Origin of the sequence: Caulobacter sp. Root343 (genome assembly GCF_001425745.1) — a bacterium.
Classification (GTDB): Bacteria; Pseudomonadota; Alphaproteobacteria; order Caulobacterales; family Caulobacteraceae; genus Caulobacter.
On record NZ_LMDF01000007.1, the window covers coordinates 136,891 to 159,727 of the forward strand.

16 protein-coding genes and 1 pseudogene are annotated in these 22,837 nt (G+C 66.5%); 9 read left to right on the top strand and 8 right to left on the bottom strand.

Going from position 1 to position 22,837, the window contains the following annotated elements:
• Positions 1-58 precede the first annotated feature (58 nt).
• The 3 genes from ASC70_RS13315 to ASC70_RS13325 are packed head-to-tail and all read left to right on the top strand — an operon-like array spanning position 59 to position 2,142.
• Positions 59-682, top strand: a complete 624-nt coding sequence (locus ASC70_RS13315) for a TetR/AcrR family transcriptional regulator (RefSeq protein ID WP_056050813.1) — start codon at positions 59-61, stop codon at positions 680-682.
• A gap of 19 nt (positions 683-701) precedes the next feature.
• Entirely contained in the window at positions 702-1,118 is a 417-nt protein-coding gene (gene arr, locus ASC70_RS13320) for an NAD(+)--rifampin ADP-ribosyltransferase (protein WP_056050814.1), read from the top strand.
• Positions 1,108-2,142 (top strand): alpha/beta fold hydrolase, encoded by a 1,035-nt coding sequence (locus ASC70_RS13325; protein WP_200939220.1) that lies wholly within the window; start codon positions 1,108-1,110, stop codon positions 2,140-2,142. The genes arr and ASC70_RS13325 overlap by 11 nt, the downstream gene beginning before the upstream one ends.
• A 138-nt stretch (positions 2,143-2,280) precedes the next feature.
• Here ASC70_RS13325 and ASC70_RS13330 read toward each other — a convergent pair whose 3' ends face one another.
• Positions 2,281-4,971 (bottom strand): glycoside hydrolase family 2 TIM barrel-domain containing protein, encoded by a 2,691-nt coding sequence (locus ASC70_RS13330; RefSeq protein WP_056050818.1) that lies wholly within the window; start codon positions 4,969-4,971, stop codon positions 2,281-2,283.
• Between the two features lie 92 nt (positions 4,972-5,063).
• Positions 5,064-5,870, bottom strand: coding sequence for a FadR/GntR family transcriptional regulator (locus tag ASC70_RS13335; RefSeq protein ID WP_056050820.1), 807 nt, complete (start codon positions 5,868-5,870; stop codon positions 5,064-5,066).
• A 201-nt stretch (positions 5,871-6,071) separates the two neighbouring features.
• Here ASC70_RS13335 and ASC70_RS13340 point away from each other — a divergent pair, with 201 nt between their 5' ends.
• Together ASC70_RS13340 and ASC70_RS24510 are read left to right on the top strand one after the other, a co-directional pair.
• A complete protein-coding gene (locus tag ASC70_RS13340; protein ID WP_056050822.1) occupies positions 6,072-8,363 on the top strand; it encodes a TonB-dependent receptor in 2,292 nt (763 codons plus the stop codon).
• 367 nt (positions 8,364-8,730) lie between these two features.
• Complete coding sequence (locus ASC70_RS24510) at positions 8,731-8,985, top strand: hypothetical protein (RefSeq protein WP_082539713.1); 255 nt, start codon at positions 8,731-8,733, stop codon at positions 8,983-8,985.
• Positions 8,986-9,056: 71 nt separating this feature from the next.
• Here ASC70_RS24510 and ASC70_RS13345 read toward each other — a convergent pair whose 3' ends face one another.
• Positions 9,057-9,536, bottom strand: a complete 480-nt coding sequence (locus ASC70_RS13345; RefSeq protein ID WP_056050824.1) for a nuclear transport factor 2 family protein — start codon at positions 9,534-9,536, stop codon at positions 9,057-9,059.
• Between the two features lie 67 nt (positions 9,537-9,603).
• On the bottom strand, positions 9,604-10,626 hold the full coding sequence (locus tag ASC70_RS25990) for a HAMP domain-containing sensor histidine kinase (protein ID WP_082539798.1): 1,023 nt from the start codon (positions 10,624-10,626) through the stop codon (positions 9,604-9,606).
• Between ASC70_RS25990 and ASC70_RS13355 the strand changes: the two genes are divergently transcribed.
• Positions 10,541-12,187: an NAD(P)/FAD-dependent oxidoreductase gene (locus ASC70_RS13355; protein ID WP_056050828.1), complete on the top strand. Its 1,647-nt coding sequence runs from the start codon at positions 10,541-10,543 to the stop codon at positions 12,185-12,187. The two genes, ASC70_RS25990 and ASC70_RS13355, sit on opposite strands and share 86 nt — an antisense overlap.
• A gap of 23 nt (positions 12,188-12,210) precedes the next feature.
• On the opposite strand, the gene ASC70_RS13360 is transcribed toward ASC70_RS13355, so the two are convergent.
• Together ASC70_RS13360 and ASC70_RS13365 are read right to left on the bottom strand one after the other, a co-directional pair.
• Complete coding sequence (locus tag ASC70_RS13360; protein ID WP_056050830.1) at positions 12,211-12,741, bottom strand: nuclear transport factor 2 family protein; 531 nt, start codon at positions 12,739-12,741, stop codon at positions 12,211-12,213.
• Positions 12,742-12,770: 29 nt separating this feature from the next.
• Positions 12,771-14,336, bottom strand: coding sequence for a glucose 1-dehydrogenase (locus ASC70_RS13365; protein ID WP_056050831.1), 1,566 nt, complete (start codon positions 14,334-14,336; stop codon positions 12,771-12,773).
• A gap of 204 nt (positions 14,337-14,540) precedes the next feature.
• Between ASC70_RS13365 and ASC70_RS13370 the strand changes: the two genes are divergently transcribed.
• A complete protein-coding gene (locus ASC70_RS13370) occupies positions 14,541-15,311 on the top strand; it encodes an enoyl-CoA hydratase/isomerase family protein (RefSeq protein WP_082539714.1) in 771 nt (256 codons plus the stop codon).
• 67 nt (positions 15,312-15,378) lie between these two features.
• Here ASC70_RS13370 and ASC70_RS13375 read toward each other — a convergent pair whose 3' ends face one another.
• The gene (locus ASC70_RS13375; protein WP_056050833.1) at positions 15,379-16,884 is read right to left on the bottom strand and encodes a 3-hydroxyacyl-CoA dehydrogenase family protein; all 1,506 of its coding nucleotides are present in this window, start codon (positions 16,882-16,884) and stop codon (positions 15,379-15,381) included.
• Positions 16,885-17,125: 241 nt separating this feature from the next.
• Here ASC70_RS13375 and ASC70_RS13380 point away from each other — a divergent pair, with 241 nt between their 5' ends.
• On the top strand, positions 17,126-18,769 hold the full coding sequence (locus ASC70_RS13380; RefSeq protein ID WP_056050835.1) for a long-chain fatty acid--CoA ligase: 1,644 nt from the start codon (positions 17,126-17,128) through the stop codon (positions 18,767-18,769).
• 9 nt (positions 18,770-18,778) lie between these two features.
• Here the strand turns inward: ASC70_RS13380 and ASC70_RS13385 are convergent, their stop codons facing one another.
• Positions 18,779-19,552 carry an IclR family transcriptional regulator gene (locus ASC70_RS13385; RefSeq protein WP_056050837.1) on the bottom strand — a complete coding sequence of 258 codons (774 nt, stop codon included), beginning with the start codon at positions 19,550-19,552 and terminating at the stop codon, positions 18,779-18,781.
• A 316-nt stretch (positions 19,553-19,868) separates the two neighbouring features.
• On the opposite strand from ASC70_RS13385, the pseudogene ASC70_RS13390 reads away from it, so the two are divergent.
• Positions 19,869-22,645 (top strand): annotated as a pseudogene (locus ASC70_RS13390) (TonB-dependent receptor).
• Positions 22,646-22,837 lie beyond the last annotated feature (192 nt).

Here is a 22,837-nt window from a genome sequence, read left to right on the forward strand (position 1 = left end):
GGCGCCAGCGCCGGCGTCACCTTGACATCGCATTAAACGGAGGAATATGCTCCGATTAATGCCCGCGTCGGTCGATCGTCTGGGATGGGGCGGGGGCTGGGCGATGCGGGCCGATGCGGAAAAAAACCGACAACGGCTTATCGAGGTCGCCGTCGAGCTCGTTCTGGAAGTCGGCGGCGAGCCCGCCAGGGACGCCGTCGCCGAACGGGCGGGCGTCGGGATCGGAACCCTCTACAGGCACTTCCCAGACCAGCAGTCGCTTCTCCACGCTGCCGTCCGTCACGTGCTGGAAAGGACCATCGGTGCAGGAGAGGACCTGGTCGAGACGGTTCCCGACGGCGTCGATGCGCTCCGCCAATATATGCACGTGGCGCTCGATAACGGGATCGGGGCGGTGAACATCATTCACCCGCTCCTGGAGCGGCGAGACTGGCCCGATCTTCACGCCCGGGCCGTGAGGCTCATGCGGACCCTCGTCAGCCGCGCCGTCCGGGACGGCCCGCTCCGCAGCGATCTCTCCGAGCGCGACATCGTGTTCGCCCTGATCCGCTTCGCGCGGCCATTGGCGGTGGGGTTGCCGTCGGGTGAGGAGCGTGCGCTCGCCCATAGGCATCTCGACTTTTACATCGACGGACTTTGCGCGGGCCCGCCTCGCGCCATTTCCCAAGCATCCCCCGGATAGACCAGGAGTCGACGAACTCATGTACGCCAAGGATGTCCCCGCCGGAACGATCTTCTACCATGGAACCAAAGCGAGTTTACGCGCTGGAGATCTGCTCAGTCCCGGGTTCCAGAGTAATTTCATAGAGCGCGAGCTGAAGCACATCTACTTCACGGCGACGCTCGACGCCGCGACGTGGGGCGCTGAACTTGCGAAGGGCGAGGGGCGCGGCCGGATCTATACGGTGGAGCCGACCGGCCAGTTTGAAGACGATCCCAACCTCACCGACAAGAGGTTTCCCGGGAATGTCACGGCCTCCTACAGGTCACTTCATCCCCTGCGGGTGACCGGCGAGGTCAAGGACTGGGTCGGTCACTCTCCCGAACAGCTTGCCGAGATGAAAGAAAACCTTGCGCGACTGAATCATCAAGGCGTCGCCACGATCATTGAAGATTGAAACCTCGACTTTCGTTCGGCGTGCTCGTCCCAACAATCCCGGGTTCTCCGTTTCCCCGTTCACGACCAAGGGTGATGCGATGGATAGGCGAAGCTTTCTGACGGCGGCGGTCGCCGCGGTTTCCAGTGATGGTCTCGGCCCGTTGCCGCCGGCGGCGTCTCGGGACGCGCTCAGGTTCAGGAGCGAGCGCAGGCGCCTGAACTTGCCGCAAGGTCGGATCGCCTATGCGGACCGCGGCGCAGGACCCGTGGCGCTCTTCATCCACGGCTTCCCACTCAATGGCTATCAGTGGCGAGGCGCGCTGGACCGGCTCTCTGGTCAACGCCGATGCCTCGCACCAGACCTTATGGGTCTGGGCTACACCGACGTCTCGAACACGCAAGACCTGTCGCCGCAAGCCCAGAGCGACATGCTGGTCGCCTTGCTCGATGGGCTCTCAATCGACACCGTCGATCTGATCGCCAACGACAGCGGAGGCACGATCGCACAGCTTTTCGCCGCACAGCATCCAACTCGCGTCAGGACAATGCTTCTCACCAACTGCGATGTGCACGAAAACAGTCCTCCACCGCAGATGGCCGGCTCGATCGCCAAGGCGAGGGCCGGGGTCTACGATCAGAAGATCGCACTGCATCTGGAGGATCGGGTCTATGCACGATCCGCCAGTGGCATCGGCGGCGCAGCCTATATCGACCCCACGAGCTTCTCCGACGATGCGATAGAGTACTATCTCAGGCCGCTCGTCGCCTCTCCCGAGCGCCGATCCCAGCTGAACCGCTACCTGGCCGCCTGCGAGCCCAACCCGCTGCTCGCCATTGAAGCGGCGCTCCGCCGGTCTCCGATCCCGACCCGTATGGTCTGGGGAACCGCCGACCCTCTTTTCCCGGTTCGATGGGCGGAATGGCTGGACCGGACCCTGCCCAAGTCTCGCGGCATACGCCTCGTCGAGGGCGGCAAGCTGTTCTGGCCGGAGGAGCGTCCTGACATTCTGGCGAGCGAGGCGAAGGCGCTATGGGCCGGCTAGGGCTCAGCGGGTAGCGCGATCGCCCCGATCGGCGCCGCCAGCGGGCGAGGAGACGCTGATCGAACCGCCTGCTCGCTAGCGCAGACGGCGTACCATTCTGAAAGAGGCGGACCGCCCTTCCGCCTGGGCCGCTCGATTCTAACGGCTGGCGGCTTGTAGAGGCGTGATCTCGATCACCGAGACGATCGCCTCGCCTTGGATCGGATTGAACGCCAGTGTCAGGCCTTGATCGGCGACGTTGGCCTCGAACGTCTTGGTTAGGGCTTTGAGCGGGCCGCCGGCCTGAGCGGCTACGTCCAAGTCCGGCAGAACCGTGACGCCGTTGGCCACGACATCGAAACGGCGCTCGCCAATCGCCAGCTTGGGCTCGACCAACGTCAGGCGCACACTGTAGCGGCCGGCCGTTACGGGGATCGCGTAGGTGAAGCGGCCTTGCCGGTAGCTGCTGGCCGCGTCGATCTCCTCCGTCCCGGTAATCGCCGCGCGGGCCTCGGGACGTCCGTAGTCGGCGGGGGTGTTGGCGGACAAGGCCTGGCCGCCGTTGAAGAACGCGTCCGAACCGAACTTGACCGTCTTGCCGGCCCCGACGAGAGATCCCGCATCGATGCGGATCGGCGCGTTCGCGTCGGTCGGACGACGCCAGACGATGCGATCCTCGACCGTCTGGCCTTCGAACCGGGCGCGGGCGACCAGGACATTCTCGCCGGGCTCCAGGCGGACAGCCGGCCAGACGCAGACTCGCTGCGGGCAATCGGCGCGCTGGCCCAGCGATTGGCCGTTCAGCGTGAGCTCCGTTGTCGCGCCGTTCGAATAGACGCGCACGTCCGTGACCGGATAGGCGCGATCGACATAGCGTCGGCCATTGATGTGAATCGTCGGCGTCGACGCCCAGTTGGCCTTGTAGAAGTACCAGGCGTCCTTGCGGATCTTACGGTCGTAGGTGACCAGGCCCTTGGTGTTGATGTCGTCGGCGTCGCCTTCGTGCCGAATGGTGGTGGCGAAGTCGAAGGCGTTCCACAGCCAGGTTCCCCAGAGATAGGGCTTCCGCGACAGCGTCGCCCAGGCGGTTTCGTGGATGTAGCTCTCATACTCCTCGGGCTGCACGCGGCCTCGGGAGTCGATCGGCCCGCCCAGCACGTCGTCGGTGTGGATGGTCACTCCGCCGCCGGCGCCGTATTCCGTGACCGAAAGCGGCTGCCGGGGCCGCTTGGCGTGTAGCGCGTCCAGGTGCGGGCCCAGGTCGTCGGGCGCGCCGAAATACCAACCGAAATAGCGGTTAGCGCCGCCAAGATCGGCGGCCTCAGCGGTGGTCGGCACATCGACGCCGGCCGCGAAGACCCGGCCCTCGCAGCAGGTCGCCAGCGCCGTGGGGCGGCTGGGGTCTTCTTGGTGCGCCAGGATGTTCAGCGCTTTCAGCAGCGGCATGGGATCGGGCGCCTTGCCGTCCTTGTAGCCGGTCAGGAAGGCGGGGAACGAGTTGCCGAAGTCGACCTCGTTGGCGATGCCCCAGGTCGCCACCGAGGCGTGGTTGGCGTTCTGGCGGATCAGTTCCTGGAGCTGCTGGCGGGCATTGGCCACGAGCGCGGGGGTGGGCTCGAGCGCGCCGCCCGTCGTCCAGGCCGAAACCAGCGGGATCTCGTCCCACAAGACGAAGCCGTACTTGTCGGCCAGATCGTGGATGACCTGGCCGTGCTGGTAGTGGGTCAGGCGGAGGGTGTTGGCGCCCATCTCGCGCAGGATCGCCATGTCTTCCTCGACATCGGCGGCGTCGATCGCCCAGCCCTTGCCTTCGCGATCCTGGTGATAGCCGACGCCGTGCAGGCGGTAGGGCTTGCCGTTCAGCAGGAAACCGCGATCCGGGTCGAAGCCCATCTGGCGTACGCCGAATGGTGTCGAGACGCGGTCGAGCACCTTGCCGTCCGCGCCGACCAGGTCAGTCTCCAGCCTGTAGAGATACGGGTCGGCCGTACCGTTCCAGGGATGCGGATCGGCCAGCGAGAGCGACAGGGTCGCCTCGTGGACGCCCTTGACGGGCAGGGCGACCGAAGCGCTGGCCTGGGCGGCCACGCGGCCGGCGGCGTCGTAGAGCTTCGTCACCAGCCGAACCGGCCGAGCCTTGGCCAGATCATTGCGGAGGCGGGCTCGGACCTGGATCCCGGCCTTGGCCGCGGAAAGATCGGTGGTGGTCGCATAGACTCCGGGCCCGCCGAAATCGAGCATGTCGAAATGGACGGGGCTGGTCAGCACCAGGCTGACGGGGCGGTAGAGGCCGCCGTGCACGAAGAAGTCGCCGGTCAGGGGCAGGTTGTCGACCGTCGAGGATCCTGGCGCGGGCTTGGTATTGTCGGTGCGTACAACCAGCAGGTTCCGGCCATCGGCGCGTAGAGCGTCAGTGGCGTCGAGGCGGAACCGCGAAAAGCCGCCCTGGTGTTCGCCCAGATAGACGCCGTTCAGCCAGACCTTGGCGTTTCGGCTGGCGGCGTCGAACTGGAGATAGGCGCGGCGCCCGTCGAGCTTGGGCGCGACGAACGAGAGCCGGTACCAGCCCACCCCCTGGGTCTTGTTGATTGTCTCGGGCCGATTGAGCCGTTCGACGGGGCCGGGAAGATAGAGGCCCACGCGGTTCCAGGTATGGGGCACGGCCACGCGGGCCCAATCCTGGTCGTCGAAGGCCGGGCTCTCGACGCCGCTCAGCCCGTCGTCCTGACGAAAGCGCCAGTTCTGCGCCAGCGGCGTTTGCACCCGAACCGGATCGGAGGTCACCTCGGCCCGCGCGACGGTCGGGCCGGCCAGGATCGCCATGGTCGTGACCAGCAAAAGTCGGTTCATCGGCACGCCTCCCGCTCGCCGCTTGGGTTGCGGCCTTGGGGGAGACCTTAGCGCCTCAAATCAAATCTGCCAGATCAATTAATATAAATTGGTCAGTCAGCTTCAGCGGAGGTCGCTGAAAACCGGGCGCGGACGCCGGCGGCGGCGCGGCGGGCTTCCTCCAGCGCCATCTCTTCGGTGGTGAACAGCAGGTGATCCATGACCGCGGCCAGGTGGGCGCGCATGGCCGCACGGGCGGCCTGCGGGTCGCGGGCTTTCAGCGCTTCGACGATCCGACGGTGCTCGGCGACGACGGGGCGAATCTTGGCGTGCCGCGCCTTGTCGTGCAGCAGGGCGCAGGCGGGAGAGGTCGAGCGCAGGCGCCAAAGTTCATCGATCGTCAGGACGATTCCGGCGTTGCGCGTGGCTCCAGCGATGGTCATGTGGAACTCGCGGTCCGCGTCCTCGGTGACCTTCGCGCGAAGGTTCTCGGCGGTCATATCGTCGAGCAGAGCCTCGAGCTTGGCGATTTCTTCGTCGGTGATCTGCTTGGCGGCGAGCGCCGCGGCCTCGCCCTCGAAGGCCAGGCGCGTCTCGGTGAGCTCGAAGGCGGTAATGGCGAAGCCGGGGTGGTCCTCGCGGCCTGGCAGACGGCGAACATAGGCGCCCGAGCCGACCCGGATGTCGATATAGCCCTGGACCTCGAGGGCGATCAGCGCCTCCCGCACGGCGGGACGGCTAGCGCCATACTCAGCGCAGAGCTCGCGCTCGGCGGGCAGGCGGCTGCCGATCGCGTAACGCCCCGCGACCAGGTCGTCGAAAATGTGCCGAGCCAGTCTCTGGTAGAGGCGGTCGCCATTCCCGACGCCGTCATCGACGGCGCCGACCTTTTCCGCGCTCGCCTTTGCGCGTGCCGTCATGCCTTGCCTCCAAGATCGTCTCGTGCGCCCGCCCGGCGTGAGCGCCGGCGGCGACACTCGTTGACGCCAAGCTGATTGTGGTCCGGATCGAGCAAGTTGTCAGGCAAAAAGAGGTTGACGCAAAAACTCACACCCCAAGAATTGGTAAGGCAGATTAAGTGCGAGCGGTCAGGCCGTTCGTTAGAAAAATGAGGAGGGGAAATGAACAGGCGTCTTCTTTGGCTGGCGAGCGCCGCCATGGTCGCAACTTCGGGTCACGCTTGGGCGCAGGCCGCGGCCCAACCGGCGGAGCAGGTCACCGCCCTCGACACCATCGTCGTGACCGCGCAAAAACGCGAACAGAACCTCCAGGACGTGCCCGCCGCCGTCAGCGCCGTCACTAGCGAACAGCTGGAAGCGCGCAATGTGGTCCAGGTCGCCGACGTGGTCCGGGTCTCACCCAGCCTGACGATCACCGAAAATACCAACGCTACGGGCAACAGTATCAACCTGCGCGGGATCGGCACCTTCTCGTTCAGCATCGGCATCGAGCCCAGCGTCGCGGTGGTGGTCGACGACGTCGCGCTGCTGCAGCAGGCCCAGGCCTTCTCTGGTCTCAACGATATCGCCCGCCTTGAAGTGCTGCGCGGGCCGCAGGGTACGTTGTTCGGCAAGAACGCCGCCGCGGGCGTCATCAACATCGTCACCCAGAAGCCAACCAAGAGCCTCACCGGCTCTGTCGGCGGGACGCTAACCAGCGACGGCGAAAAGCGCGTCGAGGGCATGATCTCCGGACCGATCTCGGACAAGGCCGGCTTCCGCCTCAACGCCTTCTACGGCGACCGCGACGGCTATGTCCGCAACCTCAACACCGGTCACAAGCTCGGCGGCGACCGCTCCTATGGGGTCCGGGGCCGGTTGGAACTGGATCCGACCGACAACCTCAACATCGCCCTGACGGCGTCTCACACCAACACCAAGACCGACGGTCAGGTCCGCACCTTCCGGAGCATCAAGCCCGGAGCGACCGCTTTTGGCGCGCCGCTGGCCCTATCGGCTGTCGGTCTCACGCCAGGGTCGGACAATTACAAGATCCGGCTCGACACCGAACCGAAGAACACCAGCAAGCAGACCATGCTGACCGGCCGCGCCAGCCTGGATCTTGGCCAAGCCAACCTGATCTCGATCACCGGCTATCAGGACTGGCGTTTCCGCTTCCGGGAAGATCTCGACACGCTCGGCTCGCCGACCTTGCTCAACGCGGCCGACCCGACCAGCATTCTGCCGAACGGCTCCACCGCCGGCGGTCCGTTCCACTCGACGAACTTCACCCAGGAGCTGCGCCTGGTGTCGAGCGGCGCGCGTAAGCTCGACTATCTGTTCGCCCTGTTCTACGCCGACGGCGACTCCAACCGCTCATTCTCGCGGGGCCCCAACGCGGCGACCAGCTGGGCGGCGACCGCCGGCACCAAGACCATGGCCGCCTTCACCCAGATGACGTACCACGTCGGCGCCAGCACCCACGTCGATGGCGGTCTGCGGTTCAACCACGAGGTCATCGAAGCCACCTTCATCAATCGCACGCCGACGGCGACGCCGCCCGCCGGCAACGCCTCGTGCCTGGCGGTCTGCTCGGGCAAGGCCAAGGATGACCACATCACCTACAAGGTGGCGCTGCGTCAGGATCTGGCCGACGACGTCATGGCCTACGCCTCGTTCTCGACGGGCTACAAGGGCCAGGGTTTCGACATCAGCACCGGCTTCACGCCGGCCCGGGCGGCCAAGCCGGTTCGTCCCGAAACCAGCAAGGCCTACGAACTGGGTCTCAAGAGCCGTGTCCTGGAGAACCGCGTCCAGTTGAACGTCACCGGCTTCCTGACCGACTTCACCGACTTCCAAGCCCAGGGCGGCGTCACCCAGCCGGACGGCACCATTGTGCCGCAGCTGAGCAACGTCGGGGCGCTGCGCAGCAAGGGCGTCGAGGTCGAGGTCTCGGCCAGGCCGGTCCGCGCCCTGCGCCTGGACGCTTCGGCCGCCTATACCGACGCCACCATCCGCGAGTTCGCCAACGCGCCGTGCTACACCGGCCAGACGCTGGCCCAGGGTTGTCGGCCGGTGGGAGGCTCCAACTTCCAGGACCTCTCGGGCAAGCCCTTGGCCAACTCGCCGAAGTTCAAATACTCGCTGGCCGGCGTCTATGACGTCGACCTGCCGAGCCTGCCCTTCGACGGCTTCGTGACCGCCGAATACACACATCAGAGCGCGGTCATGCTCGACCTGCTGGGCACGCCGATCTCGCGCCAGAAGGCGTTCGGCGTGGTCAACGCCAGCATCGGCGTGGCCGGGCGCGACGAGCAGAACTATCGCGTGGCGTTGTTCGTCAACAATCTGTTCGATCAGCACTACGCGACATCTCTCGGCTATACCGGCTCGTCCAACGCCGGGGCCGTCGCCCAGCTGCTGCCGCGCAATTCCAAGCGCTACGTCGGCATTCGCGCGCGGATGGGCTTCTAGCCGCTGGCGGACTTCGCGCGATTGGTCGCGCAACGCCTTCCCAGGGATTTCCTCCCCCTGTTCCTGGGTGTTCTCGCTGCGGCGAGTGGCGGCGCGCCTGATTGGCGCGCCGCCTTTTTCTTGCCGGACGACGAGGCCGCGCCGCGAGCCCATGGTTGCTCGAAGGGCGTCCGCGCTTGAGGTTCGACAGCGATGTCAAGGGGGTAGCTTATAGACAACGTTGTCGTTCCAAGTTACGACAACGTTGTCGTAATTCGCCTGCAGAGCAGAGCGGCGGTGGCCCTAATTGGAGCCGGAGGAAGCAGATGGAACCTTCGAGACACCCGGGTCGCCGCGAGCCCGCTGGCGGCCAGCCTTGGATGCCCGCATGAACATGGTGCTCGTAAATCAGGAACAGGTCCTCGCCCTTCGCAGTGCGCTTCCGGCCGTGACCAAGGTCTGGCTTCAGGAGGTGCTCGGCGTCAGCGAAACGACTTGGCGGTCTTTGCGCGATGGGAGGCCGATCCGCCAATCGACCTATGATCGGTTGATAGCCAAGCTCAAGAGAACCTCGCATGGCTCCGTGGCTGGCTCGCCTTGCGGCGGTGCGTCGGGAAGCAGTGCATCCATTGACGCCCGGTGACGCGGCGCAGCTTGATGTTGGGCTGACTTCAGAGGTTGGATCGGCGCCGCAGCGCCGAGCCGGATCCCATGCTAGGGCATAGCGGCATGGTCGATGCTGAAGGTTCGAGCCATGCGCCATTGGCCGTCGGTGTCCAGCTTCCACAGGATCGAGAACCGGGCCTTGCCGGCGAGCCGTTCGGGGCCTTCGCCCTTGCGCTCGTAGAAGACGTGGGTCCCTTCCTCGACCGCGCCGAAACCCGGAATGGCGTAAACCTTCAGGGTTGGGGCCACCAACTCGCGACGCGACCGCCAGGCGTCCGGGGCGCGCTTGGCCGCGCAGTTCTTGGCGTAGTCGGCGATGAAGGCGTCGCGGCCCATCATTCCGCCCTTGTCGTGGTAGAACTCCATGTCGTCCGTCACCAGGCCCTTGAGGGCGGAGGGATCGCATTGGGCGAACATTACGTCGAACAAGGCGGAGTCGCGTCCCGCGATGGCCTCGGTCAGGGCTGGCTGCGACGGGACCTCGACCAGAGTCATGGCGAGAGCGGCGAGAAGGGCAAACGTCGGCATCGGTGACTCCAAGAACGATATGCGTCTGGATCCCGCGTCCGCCGAGCCCTGTCGCGTGAATTCGCGATCATGATTGCCGCGTCAGTTCCTGGCGCGACCAACTGAAGCGGAACGTCGCGCCACCGCCGGGGGTGTCCGCGACAGCTACCTGGCCATCGTGCGCACGCGCCACTTCGCGCACGATCGCCAGGCCCAGACCCGCGCCGGGATGCCCATCCCGGCGGCGCCAGAAGGGCTCGAAAATACGTTCGCGGTCCTCCTCTGGCACGCCCGGGCCGTGGTCGATCACGCAAACAACTGGCTCGGGCCCGACCGTGATGTTGATCCGGCCGCCGGGCGGTTCGGCGCGAATGGCGTTTTCGACCAGGTTGCGCAAGGCGCTGTGCAACAAGCGCGCGTCGCCGCGAACCAGGAGCGTGTCGCAATAGGGCGCAAGCGCCAACTGGCGATCCTGAGCCAGAGCCAGCGGGCTGCAATCGGCGACGACATCGCGCGTCAGATCAACAAGATCGACAAGGTCCTCGGACCTCGCGGCGCTCGCCTCCAGCCGCGCCACCATGAGCAACTGGTCGACCATCGCGCGCATGCGCTCGATGTCGCGCCGCATGCCTGCGACCTGATCGCCCGGCGGCAGGCTATCGATGCGCGCGGCGAGGATGGCCAGCGGCGTGCGCAGCTCATGAGCCGCCTCGGCGGCGCGTTCGCAAGGTTGGTCCTGGCCGCTATGTCGTCCACCTCGGCGGTGGTCAGCCCGGCCACGCCACGACGGTGAAGGCCGGCCTAACGGTAACCGGCGAAGAGGTTTTGCCACGTTAGTCGGGGCGCCGCCCAACGGTGGGTTGCTTCGTCGGCGGAGACGCGGAGCGACGCCCGACCTCGAGCATCCTGACCGAGGTGACGGCGTAATATCGCCCATGTGATCTTCCAATCGCGGGGCGACGGTGACCTTGAAAGAGGTGCGCCGTGCCCAACCAGTGGCCTCATCCTTGGTGAGACTACCGCGCATGACATCGACGACCGCCGCCACGCGCGAAACCCAAGCTCCCCAACGCACCGATGCGATCGTCATCGGGGCCGGGTTTGGCGGCATGTACGCCGTCCACCGCCTGCGCTGTGAGGGCCTATCGGTTCTGGGTCTGGAAGCGGGGGGAGACGTCGGCGGGACCTGGTACTGGAACCGCTATCCCGGCGCGCGGTGCGATGTCACCAGCATCGATTACAGCTATGCCTTCTCCGAGGCCATCGAGCAGGAATGGACCTGGAGCGAGACCTTCGCGGCCGGTTCGGAAATCTTGGCCTACGCCAATTTTGTCGCCGACCGGCTCGACCTGCGTTCGGCCTACCGCTTCAACAGCCGAGCCCAGGTCATAGCCTTCGACGAGGCGCGCCAGGTCTGGACGTTGATGACGGCGCGGGGCGAACGGTTCGAAGCCGACCATCTGATCATGGCCACCGGGCCGCTGTCGCTGCCCAAGCCGATCGACATCCCGGGGGCGGAAAGCTTCAGGGGCGAGCTCTATCGCTCGGGCAAGTGGCCCCACCATGCGGTCGATTTCAGCGGCAAGCGGGTGGGCCTGGTCGGCACAGGCTCCTCGGGCATCCAGATCGCGCCCGTGGTCGCCGAAACATGCCAGTCCCTCTCGGTGTTCCAGCGCACGCCCAGCTTCACCCTGCCCATGCGCAACCGAGCCATCTCCGACGACTTCGCCGCCCAGTTGAAGGCCAACATGTCGGGCTTGCGGGCCGTGGCGCGCAACACCTTCACCGGGGGTGTCCGGCCGCTCTCGACCCGGCCGTTGTTCAGCGTCAGCGCCGAGGAGCGCAATGAACTGATGGAGGACGCCTGGAACAAGGGCGCGCTCTATTTCCTGGGCCTGTTCTCGGACTTGCTGACCAACGCCGCCGCCAACGAGGTGGTCGCCGATTTCGTGCGCGGCAAGATCGACCAGGTCGTCGACGACCCGGTCACCGCCGGGAAGTTGAAGCCGCGCGGCTATCCGATCTACGCGCGCCGGCCGTGCCTGGACACCCACTACTACGAGACCTTCAACAAGCCGCACGTCTCGCTGGTCGATTGCTTCGAGGAGCCGATCACCGCCATCACCGAGACCGGCCTGCGGACAACCCAGCGCCAGATCGACCTCGACGTGATCATCATGGCCACCGGCTTCGACGCGCTCACCGGTCCGATGCTGGCCATCGACATCACCGGCCGCGACGGCGTCAAACTCAGCGATGCATGGCGCGACGGGCCAAGGTCGTATCTGGCCCTGCTGATGGACGGCTTCCCCAACCTGTTCATCATCGGCGGTCCCAACGGCCCCTCGATCCTGGCCAACTACATCCGCCTGGACGAGATGAACGTCGACTGGGTGGTGGACTGCGTCCTGCACATGCGCCGCCAGGGCCTGGCGACGGTCGAGGCCACGCCCGAGGCCGTGGCGCGCTGGGGGCAGACCGTGGGCGAGATCGCCGACCGCACGCTCTATGTGAAGGCCGACACCTGGTACACGGGCGCCAATATCGAAGGTAAGCCGCGTGGGTTCCACGTCTTCGCCGGGGGGCTCAACCGCTATGCCGAGGTCTGCGCCGGCGTGGCGGCGGCCGGGTACGAAGGCTGCAGCTTCACCGCGCGCCAGAGCACGATCTGACAGGGCAGGGCGCCCGCGCGGCGCTAGCGGGCGCGGTGCAGGAACGCGTACAGCGGATCTTCCGGGAAGCGGCCGCCGACGGGCGTGCGGCCGCCAAATCGCTCGGGATGCACGCCAGGCGTGGGGGCGCTTTTTTCGAGCCAGTCGAAGATCACCTGGCGGTCAGCGATGCGCCAGTCGCCATCGCGCTTCTCGAACTTGTCGAGATACCGTCCGCACATGTGCAGGACGACGAGCGCTCCATCGTCGTCGGGCTGCCGGTGCAGGGCGGTGAACGAGGACTCGACCGCCGCAACCGACGGACTCTGGAACTTGATCATGACGTTGTGCACATGGTGGACGCTGCGCTCGATGTGCGGCAGCGCCTTCATGGCCCAGTCGACGAAGGCCGACGCCGTGCCCTCGAACGGTCCATGCTGGTCGCGGCCCTCGGGCCAAGCCACCGACCGCAACGCCGTCTCGTCCATGCGGTCGACGCCGCGGCAGTAACGGTACAGACACTCGCGGATCTGTTCGCGATCCCACAGTTCCTGCAGGTTCGGTTGGTTTGACATGGCTTGGACCTGGCTCACGGGATCTGGGGTCAATGGATGTCGGAGGCGTCGCCGGCGTCACCGAACGCCATCCAGCCGCCGTCGACGCTGAGGGTCGCGCCGGTGATGTAGCTGGCGGCGGGCGAGGCCAGGAAGGCGATGACCCGGGCGACCTCGGCCGGGTCGCCGAGGCGGCCGATCGGCGTGCGTCGGACGATCTTTTCGAGCTGGGCCCGTCCGGTCGACGTCAGCGTCAGGACGGCCGGGGTGTCGATATAGCCAGGTGCGACGGTGTTCACGCGGATCCCGGCCGATGCCCATTCACAGGCCAGGCTCCTGGTCATCATCGTCACGGCGGCCTTGGCGGCGCAGTAGGCGTTGCGACGGGGCAAGGCGGCCAGGCCCGCGATCGAGCCGAGATTGATGATCACGCCGCCGTCGCTCATCGCGCGCGCCGCGGCCTGAGCGGCGGCCAGTGGGCCGCTGAAATTGACGTCGTAGACGCCGGTGAAGTCCTCGGCGGTCTGGTCCAGAGTCGATTTGGAGACGTCGGCGGCTCCGGCGTTGTTGATCAGCACGTCCACGCGGCCCCAACGCGCCTTGGCCCTCGCGAAGGCGGCGTCAACGGCGGCGACGTCCGTGACGTCGGCCTGCACGACGAGGTGATCCCCGCCCAGCTCCGCGGCGAGCGTCCGGACGCCGTCCGCGTCGCGGTCGATGACCAGCAACCGGTCGCCGGCGGCCCTGAAGAGCTCGACGACGGAACGGCCGATGCCGCTGACCCCGCCGGTGACCGTGACGATGCGGGGCGATCGCGGTCCGGCCGCTGGCGCGGGGGCGGACGAGGCCGGACCGGCGCCGCCATAGACCGTGTAGCCACCGTCGACGACGAGGGTCGCGCCGACGATGTAGCTGGCCTCATCGCTGGCCAGGAAGAAGATGCCCTCGGCCATCTCCTCGGGCTCGCCCATCCGTCCGGCCGGAATTCGGGCCAACACCGTCGATGGGCTCAGCAGGCCGCGATCGATCTGGTCCTGCACCATCTGGGTGCGCGTGTAGCCGGGCAGCACGGCATTGACGCGGACGCCCCGCGCCGCCCATTCGCAGGCCAGGGTTCGGGTCAGGGAGATCACCGCCGCCTTGCTGGCGCTGTAGCTGGTGCGCTTGGCCAGGGCCACGAGCCCCGCCCCGGAGGCGAGGTTGACGATCGCCCCGCGACCCTGGGCGGTCATGATGCGTCCGGCCTCCCGTGCGGCGAGGAAGGCGCCCGTCACGTTGATCGACTGTAGCCGCCGGATCTCGTCGGCCGTCTGGTCGAGGATCGCGATCGGTTGCGGATCGGTCACGCCGGCGTTGTTGACCAGAACATCGAGGCGGCCGAACTCGCGCAATGCACGGTCAAACCCTTCGCGAACCTGGGCTTCGGACGAAACGTCCATGGCGATGGCGACATGGCCCGCGCCCAGGCTGTCGGCCCGCTCGACCGCGCGCTCGACGTTGCGATCGGCGATCAGGACCCGGTCGCCCGCTCTCGCGAAGCGTTGCGCGGCCGCCCAGCCAATGCCGTCGGCTCCGCCCGTCACCAGAACCACACGCGGCGTTGCCTTGGAGAGCATGCTGTACCCGGCTCGATGCTGGCGCCGGCGCGGCGCACTAGAAGCCTAGCAGCGGTCGCGAGCGCAATCCGCCGCCATAATCCACCTCGCTCAATATCCCCCATGTGATGTGCGGGGCGCCGGCTGGCTTGATGGCGACGGCTCGCCGGTAGCGGCTACCAATCGCGGCGAAACGGTCCGCGACCGGTGACGGGTAGGGAGGAAATGATGTCGTGTTTGAAGATTGAGGTCGAAGACTTCGTGGCGACGGTGACGCTGACCAACCCGCCCGTCAATTCCGCCAGCGTCGAGATGATGCTGGAGCTGACCTCCACCTTCGACGCGCTCAACGAAAGCGCCGATGTGCGCGCGGTGCTTTTGACCGCCGAGGGCAAGACCTTCTGCGCCGGCGCCGACCTGAAGAACCGCCCGGGTCCCGACGCGCCGGCCGGCACGGCCTATGCGCGCCAGCGCATGGCGCGCGAGATGAGCTGGTCGATGGTCGAATGCAGCAAGCCCATCGTCGTCGCCGTCAACGGCGCGGCGCTGGGCGCGGGCCTGGGCATCGTCGCCAGCTGCGACATCATCGTGGCCTCCGAGCGCGCCGTGTTCGGGCTGCCCGAAATCGATGTCGGCCTGGCCGGCGGCGCCAAGCACGCCCTGCGTTTCATCCCCCACTCGCTGGCCCGGCGCATGGTGCTGACCGGCTGGCGCGTGCCCGCCGAGGAGCTTTATCGGCGCGGCCTCATCGAGGCGGCCCTGCCACATGAAGAGTACCTGGACTACGCCCGGACCATCGCCAGGGAGATCGCCGGCAAGAGCCCGCTCGCCATCGCCGCGGCCAAGGACAGCCTCAACGTCATCGACAATCTGAGCCTGCGCGACGGCTATCGCTACGAGCAGGGAAATACCCTGAAGCTGTCGAAGAGCGACGACGCCAAGGAAGCGGTCAAGGCGTTCATCGAAAAGCGCCCGCCGGTGTTTCAGGGCAAGTAGCGCGAAGCCGCCGCGTTCGGCTTGGCCGGACGCGGCCCAATCGACCCTGGTCCCAAGGGGCGCGGCCTCAGGGGGGCGCGACGATCCGGCGAAGGAGCGGCGCGGCCACGCCGGCGGTGTTGCGCACACGGGTCCAGCGTTCCAAGGACGCGAGCGGATCGCAGGCGTGAGTCCGGGCCATGTAGAGCGGCCCCCCGCGCCACTTCGGAAATCCCAGCCGCGTCGTCCAAATTGCGTCGACCAGAGCCGGTGACAGGTCGGCGCGCGCTTCGAGCACATGGGCCGCGCCGTTGATGGCGGCTGTCAGGCAGCGCTCGACGATGACCTCGTCGACGATCGGGGCGCGGGCGCAGCGCTGGAAGGTGGCCGACGCCTGGAGAAGCCGATCGACCTCCGGCTCGAAGGTGAAACGGCCGTCGCTGGCGTGGCGATACCAGCCGGGCGCGTCGGGTCCGCCGGTGCGGCCCTCATCGGCCATGAGATCGAGGGTCGGCGAATAGGTGATCCAATCCTCGCCATTGGCCAGACTGGTCTGGCGGCGGAACACGGCCTCCATGCCGTCACGATCCGAGCGCGTGAACGGGCCTTGAAGGAAGCCGAACCTCTGAAGCTCGCGGTCGATCTGGCCTGGTGTCGCGCCTTCGTCCAGCAGGTGGATGGCTTCGCGCAGCAGGGGCCATGCCAGTTCGTGGGCCAGTTCGGCGGGGAGGTTGGCGCGCGACAGCGTCGCCTGGCCGCGTTCGGCATAGGTCAGGGCTTGGGCCTCGGGCGAGGCGGCGAAGGCTTCGTCCAGCCGGTCGATCTCGACACGCGCGCGCTTTGCCGGCGTCTGCGCGGCGAATTCCAGCGCCCGCAGCAGTGTCATCGGCGCGCTCTGATGCGGCGCGTCCCGACGGACCTTGGCGCGCAGGCCATAGATCTTGGCGGCGACGACTTCCGGCTCGGCGCTGAGGGTGAGCTTGCGCCCGCCGTTGAAGCTGAAGGCCAGCTTCTCGGCGACATGGACGAGGTCTCGGGCGGCGACCAAATCGACGAGGCCGTATTCGACAGCGGCCTTGCTGTCCCAGACCGCGTTGAAGACGCCGAGATTGGCCGCGCGCTCGACCTCGACCAGCCGCGCCAGGCGGATCAGCGTCTCGGCGGCGGGCAGATGGCCTTCGCTGCGGGCCAGGGTCGAGAAGGTGGCGTTGGGCGAAGCGACGCGCGCGGCGCAGGCCAGGGCCAGCTCCAAACCCGAGCCTGTGACGGGGCCGGAGAGGGCGGCGATGACCGGCTTGGCCGAACCGGCGACCGCCGCATAGACCACCGAACGTGCGTCGTCGGGCGCGGTTTTGGCGGCGAGCACATCGCTGAACAGACGTCGGCCGTGCAGGACGATGGCGCAGATATCGGGATCCTCGCCGAATGCGGTGATCTTCTCGATGAAGCCTCGGGCGTGGGCCGCATCCCAGCTGCAGGGTGGTGGGCAGTCGAGTTTAAGATGCGCGACCTGGCGCACGGGCGCCGGCGTGAGGGGGTCTAATTGTCCGATCAAGGCGCCGAGCGTCGGTCGGCGGGGCGTTCTCAGTCCCATGTTTCCTCCGACCGGTTGCGTTCGCAGTCCGCTTCAAGCGGTTCTCGCCGGTTCGACGCGCGCCGAAGCACGCGTCATGCACCCACAACAGCACGCCGCGCGAACCGCTGAAAGCGCTCGGCCGCGACGGCTTCCCAGTATCGCGTATGTGAAAAGACTCCGCCGGCCAGGGCGGCTCGGCGGCGGCGGGCGATCCCCTCCTATGGTTCGAGCCAAAGCCCATCGGACAATAGGAAAAGCCATGCTCGGCCTGATGCAGGATACGCCGCTGACGCTGTCCTCGCTGCTTGATCACGCAGCTCGGTTCCATGGTGAAGTCGAGATCGTCTGCAGCGACCCCGGCGGCGTGACCCGCAGCAACTATGCGAAGGTCGCGGCCCGCGCGCGCAAGCTGGCCGCCGCGCTCCGGCGCCTCGGCCTCAACGCGGGCGATCGCGTCGCTAGCCTGGCCTTGAACACCACCCGGCACCTGGAACTCTATTACGGGGTCACCGGGGCGGGCGGGATCCTGAACACCGTCAACCCGCGTCTCTTCCCCGAGCAGATCGCCTATATCCTGCGCCATGCCGAGAACCGCATCGTGTTCTTCGACCCGGCTTTCGGAAAGCTGCTCGAACCGCTCGCCGCCCTAGCGCCTGACGTCGAGACCTATGTCTGCCTGTCCAGCGCCCAGGACATGCCCGACCTGCGCCTGCCCAACCTCATCAGCTACGAGGACCTTGTCGCGCCCGAGGCCAGCGATGCGCCCTGGACCGCCGTGTCGGAGAACGCCGGGGCGATCCTCTGCTACACCTCGGGCACGACCGGCGATCCGAAGGGTGTCCTCTACAGCCACCGGTCCCTGGTTCTGCACGCCTTCATCGCCACGGGCGCGGACGGCATGGCCGTCTCCCGACGCGACAGCATCCTCCTGGTGACGCCGCTCTTCCACGTGAACGCCTGGGGGATTCCGTTCAGCGCCGCGATGTGCGGCGCCAAGCTGGTATTGCCCGGCGCGGCCGTCGATGGGGAAAGCCTTTTCAACTTGATGCGCGCCGAGCGTTGCACCTTCAGCTTGGGGGTGCCGACCGTCTGGCTCGGCTTTCTCGACTACGTCGCCACGCACCGGGAGGAGCTGGATCTGTCGGGCCTGGCTCTCGAGCGCGTCCTGGTCGGCGGCTCGGCCGCGCCGCGCAGCCTGATCGAACGTTTTGACTACATGCTGGGCGTCTACGTCATTCACGCCTGGGGCATGACCGAGACCAGTCCGCTCGCGACGGTCGGAACCCCGCTGCCCGAGCACGCCTTCCTCGACCGCCAAGCCCGCTACGACGTTCAGGCGCTTCAGGGCCGCGCGATCTACGGCGTCGACCTCAGGATCGTCGACGTCGACGGCGCAGTCGCGCCGCATGACGGCGTGGCTGTCGGCGATCTCCAGGTTCGAGGTCCCTGGGTGGTGCGGAGCTACTTCAAGAGCGAGGCGCCGGCCACGACCGAGGAGGGTTGGTTCCCCACGGGCGACGTCGCCAAGATCCATCCCAACGGCTACCTGCAGCTCACCGACCGGTCCAAGGACATCATCAAGTCGGGCGGCGAGTGGATCTCCTCGGTCGATCTGGAAAACGCCGTGATCGCCCATCCCGACGTGCGAGAGGCGGCCGTGATCGGCGTGCCCCATCCCAAGTGGCAGGAACGACCGCTGCTGATCATCGTGCCGAGGCCCGAGAGCACGCCCGACAAGGCCGAGATCCTTCAGTTCCTCGCCTCGCGCGTGGCCCGCTGGCAGGTCCCCGACGACGTGGTGATCGTCGATGCCCTGCCGCACACGGCGACCGGCAAGTTATTGAAGTCGAAGCTGCGCGAGACCTATCGCCATCATCTCGACGAACCCGCCGAGCTGACCTAGGCGAGCGCCTCAAGCCTCGGGCGTGGCATAGCGCTTGAGGCTTTCGCCGTATTCCGCCACGCCCGCGTTCATGATCGCCACGATCTCGCTTTTGTGCCGGGCGATGCGGCTGTTGAGGCCGCCGACGCCGAGGGTGAGCTGGACACCGTGCGGGGTGGCCGGCAACGGCATGGCGATCGCCGCGGCGTTGGGGAAGGGGAAGGCGGCCAGCAGGCCGTAGCCCTCCCGGCGCACCCAGGCCAACTGCTCCTGCAACTGAGTGATGTCGATCCGGTCGCCGGTCCCGCCCAGATAGGCGTTGATGTGCCGGCAAAGCTTATCGACCGCCTTGACCTGCATATGGCTCATCAGGACCAGGCCCGCGGCCGAGTGGGGCAGGACGCGCATGCTGCCTTCGGTTAGCGCCACCTTGTACGGGTGGGTAGGCTGGATGATCCGCAAGTGCTGGATGAAGATGTCGTTCTGCGACGAGATCACCACCGTCTCGTTGGTCTGCTCGAAGATGCTGGTGACCAGACGATCGATGTCGCCAGACCCGAAGAGGTGGTGATTGACCCAGTCACCCAGCGCCGCCACCCGAGGCGTTGGAAAATAGGTGCGCGAGGCGCGGTCGTAGTTCAGGTAGCCCAGAACGACCATGCTCTTCAGAAGCGTCGTCGTGCTCGACTGCGGGTAGCCTAGCTTCTCGAAAATGTAGGTCAGGCGCAGGGGCGTGCGCTGTTCCTGGAAGAGCTCGAGAATCTCGAGCGTGCGAGCGGCGGATTTGATGGGATCTCGGCGCATCGAAAAGGTTCCAGGCGTGACGGACCAACCCTGACAGCAGTCCTGGTTAGACCGCTGCGTTCAGGGCGCGTCCAGTCATCCTGTACATATGTGATATTTCCGGAGGTTGTTTTCGCCCGGTGGCGAGGTCTCACTCAACACTGCATTGCGTCCGGAGGGTGCGAACAGGGTCGTGGGTGCGACAGTTCATCGCTCCCAATCAGCATTCAAATATCTCGTTTGCGATATTCAGAGGTCTATTCTTCCTTCACTGGCGAGATCACGCTCGCCGCTGCTCCCTAGGCGAGACGCCGCTAGCGCGTCGCAACAATCACGGATGAGCCCGCGCCAGCGGAAGCTCATTGGGGGAAACGAATGGTGATCGCGCAGACCTTGCGCCGTGCGACCTTGCTCGCCGGCGCTTCGACGCTCTCTTTGTTCCTGGCTTCGCCGGCGACGGCCCAGGTCGCCGCCCAGGCTCCGGCGCAGGAGACCGCGACGCTCGACGAACTGGTCGTCACGGCTCAGCGCCGCGAAGAAAAGCTGCAGGAAGTGCCGATCGCCGTGTCGGCCTTCTCCGGCGACATGCTCAGGCGCCAGAAGATCGACGGCGGCCCAAACCTGCAGCTGGCGATTCCGAACGTCACTTTCGCCAAGAGCTTCTACAGCGGCTACAATTTTCAGATCCGCGGCATCGGCACCAAGCAGACGGCGGTCACGGGCGACACGTCCACGGGCGTGCACTTCAACGGCGCGCCGTTGACGTCCAACCGCCTGTTCGAAGCCGAGTTCTTCGATGTTGAACGGGTCGAGGTCCTGCGCGGTCCGCAAGGCACGCTCTACGGTCGCAGCGCCACCGGCGGCGCGGTCAACGTCATCAGCGCCAAGCCCACCGGCGCGTTCGAGGGCGTGCTGCGGGCCGAGGTCAGCAACTATGACGGCCGCAAGCTGCGCGGGATGGTCAACATCCCACTGGTCGGCGACAAGCTCGACCTGCGCTTGGCCGGCGCCACCCTCAACCGCGGCGGCTTCGTCGACAACCTGGGCACGGGGGACAAGGTCGACAATCGCGACCTCTACTCCTTCCGAGCCAGCCTGCGCTGGCGGCCGACCTCGAACCTCGACGCCAACCTGGTCTGGCAGCGGTTCGAGGAGGAAGACACCCGTCTTCGCACCGGCAAGGGCCTTTGCACGCGCGACCCCGGCCCGAGCTCGGTGGGCGGCACGGCCGTCACCAGCGCCGTGGCCCGCGGCTTCCTGAGCAGCGGCTGCGCCGACGCCTCGGTCTATAACGACGCCGCTTACGGTACGCCCAACTCCCTGGCGACGCTCTACGGCATCGTCGCCTTCAGCCGCGGCCTGGCCAGCGGCGATCTCTATGGCGGGTCCCAGCCCAAGGGGCTGGACGTGATCGACTCGAGCATGAATCCGTACTACCGGGCCAAGGAAGATGTCTTCACGCTGAACATCGCCTGGGACATCAACGATTCCCTGCAGCTGAACTCGCTGACCTCGTACTACGACGGCGACCTGGACGCGCGTGAGGAGATGAACCGCTTCCAGGCGTCGACGCCATTCAACAGCACGGCGCTGGCGCCGGGAGGCGTCGTCAACGATCCGCAGCTGGGGCCGTCCAACCGCGTGACGGTCTCCGACCGCATCACCACCCCGTCGCGTCAGTGGAGCCAGGAGCTTCGCCTGCAATCAAGCTTCGCCGGGCCGCTGAACTTCAGCCTCGGAGCCCTGGCCCTGCGCTATGACGTGGTCCAGTCGTTCTACATCATGTCGAACGCCTTCACCTATGGCGCGCTGGCGGCCAATGGCGGCGCGCCCTGCGCGCCGGGGGGGACGTGTGTCTACATCGATCCCAACCGGGTCCCGAGCGGCGAGGGTCACGGCAACTACCAGAGCTTCCAGCCCTACCACCTGGACTCCAACGCGCTGTTCGGCGAGCTCTACTATCAGGCGACGCCCGATCTGAAGTTCACCGTCGGTCTGCGCTACACCGACGACAAGAAGACGCTCGACAACTACCCGGTCAAACTGTTGTCCCCGGGCAGCGGCCTTGTCCCCGGGACGCCGCCCCATCTGGTCGCTGAGTTCAAGAAATTCACTGGACGCGCGGGCTTCGACTGGAAGCCGAACCTGGGCTTCACAAACGACACCCTGATCTATGGCTTCTACTCGCGCGGCTATAAGGGCGGCGGTCCGAACAACATCGGCCAGGTGACGACGGCGCGGCCCTTCTACGACCCGGAATACGTCAACGCCTTTGAGCTGGGGACCAAGAACACGCTGCTGGGCGGTACTCTGATCCTGAACGGCGCGGCCTTTTTCTATGACTACAAGGGCTACCAGATCTCGAAGTTCGTCAATCGGATCTCGACCACCGAGAACATCGACGCCGAGATCAAGGGCGCCGAACTGGAAGCGGTCTGGGAGCCCGTCAAGCGCTTCCGCATGAACGGCACGCTGGGCTTGCTCGACACCAAGATCAAGAACGGCGAGTCCATCGACCCGATGAACCGCACCAACCACGATCCGAGCCTGACGCTCGTCAAGACTTCGGGTGCGGCGGGCTGCGTGGCCCCAACAGCGGCCTTGGCCAATCTGTTGGCGGTTATCCAGCAGTCGCCGGGCGCCCCGACTGTCGCCGGCGTTTCGGGCAATCCCGCCGCCTTGCTGGGCGTCTGCTCGGGAACCTTCGCCACCTCCTTCGGCGTGACGCCGTCCGACGGTGTCGCGGCCAAGCTGAAGGGCAACCAGCTGCCCGGCTCGCCGCATTGGACCGCGTCCGTCGGCGCCCAGTACTCGTTCGACGTGCTGGATGGCTGGGAGGGGACCGTGCGCGGCGACTACTACCGCCAAGGCAAGTCCCAGGCCCGCGTCTTCAACTCGGCGATCGATCAGATCAAGGGCTGGGACAACGCCAACCTCTCGCTGCGCGTCGTCAATGACGAGCGCGGCCTGGAGGTGGAGGCGTACGTCAAGAACGTCTTCAACAAGCGCGCGATCAACGACGTGTTCCTGGTCGACGAGGCGCTGGCCCAGGTGGCCAACGCGGTCTTCACCGAGCCCCGCATCATCGGCGTCTCTGTCCAGAAGACCTTCTGATCCTTCGAGGAACCGGTCCTCGCGCCTGGCGGCGGTCGAAAGGCCGCCGTCTTTTTTCGTGGCCATCACATCGGTGATGTTGCCGTCCGGGTCGGCCAAAGAGCTGGGCGGGGCGGCGAGGGCGGCTATGCCTTGTGAAGGCGCGGCTCGCGCGGGCGCCGCTGCTCGACCAGACAAGCTTCAAAACGGAGG

Coding starts and splice junctions, on each gene's coding strand:
- ASC70_RS13340 (WP_056050822.1), top strand. CDS start 6,072: ATGAACAGGCGTCTTCTTTGGCTGGCGAGCGCCGCCATGGTCGCAACT.
- ASC70_RS13335 (WP_056050820.1), bottom strand. CDS start 5,870: ATGACGGCACGCGCAAAGGCGAGCGCGGAAAAGGTCGGCGCCGTCGAT.
- ASC70_RS13315 (WP_056050813.1), top strand. CDS start 59: ATGCCCGCGTCGGTCGATCGTCTGGGATGGGGCGGGGGCTGGGCGATG.
- ASC70_RS24510 (WP_082539713.1), top strand. CDS start 8,731: ATGAACATGGTGCTCGTAAATCAGGAACAGGTCCTCGCCCTTCGCAGT.
- ASC70_RS13355 (WP_056050828.1), top strand. CDS start 10,541: ATGACATCGACGACCGCCGCCACGCGCGAAACCCAAGCTCCCCAACGC.
- ASC70_RS13365 (WP_056050831.1), bottom strand. CDS start 14,336: ATGCTCTCCAAGGCAACGCCGCGTGTGGTTCTGGTGACGGGCGGAGCC.
- ASC70_RS13380 (WP_056050835.1), top strand. CDS start 17,126: ATGCTCGGCCTGATGCAGGATACGCCGCTGACGCTGTCCTCGCTGCTT.
- ASC70_RS13345 (WP_056050824.1), bottom strand. CDS start 9,536: ATGCCGACGTTTGCCCTTCTCGCCGCTCTCGCCATGACTCTGGTCGAG.
- ASC70_RS25990 (WP_082539798.1), bottom strand. CDS start 10,626: ATGCCGCCAAACCCGGCCCCGATGACGATCGCATCGGTGCGTTGGGGA.
- ASC70_RS13385 (WP_056050837.1), bottom strand. CDS start 19,552: ATGCGCCGAGATCCCATCAAATCCGCCGCTCGCACGCTCGAGATTCTC.
- arr (WP_056050814.1), top strand. CDS start 702: ATGTACGCCAAGGATGTCCCCGCCGGAACGATCTTCTACCATGGAACC.
- ASC70_RS13375 (WP_056050833.1), bottom strand. CDS start 16,884: ATGGGACTGAGAACGCCCCGCCGACCGACGCTCGGCGCCTTGATCGGA.
- ASC70_RS13360 (WP_056050830.1), bottom strand. CDS start 12,741: ATGTCAAACCAACCGAACCTGCAGGAACTGTGGGATCGCGAACAGATC.
- ASC70_RS13370 (WP_082539714.1), top strand. CDS start 14,541: ATGATGTCGTGTTTGAAGATTGAGGTCGAAGACTTCGTGGCGACGGTG.
- ASC70_RS13330 (WP_056050818.1), bottom strand. CDS start 4,971: ATGAACCGACTTTTGCTGGTCACGACCATGGCGATCCTGGCCGGCCCG.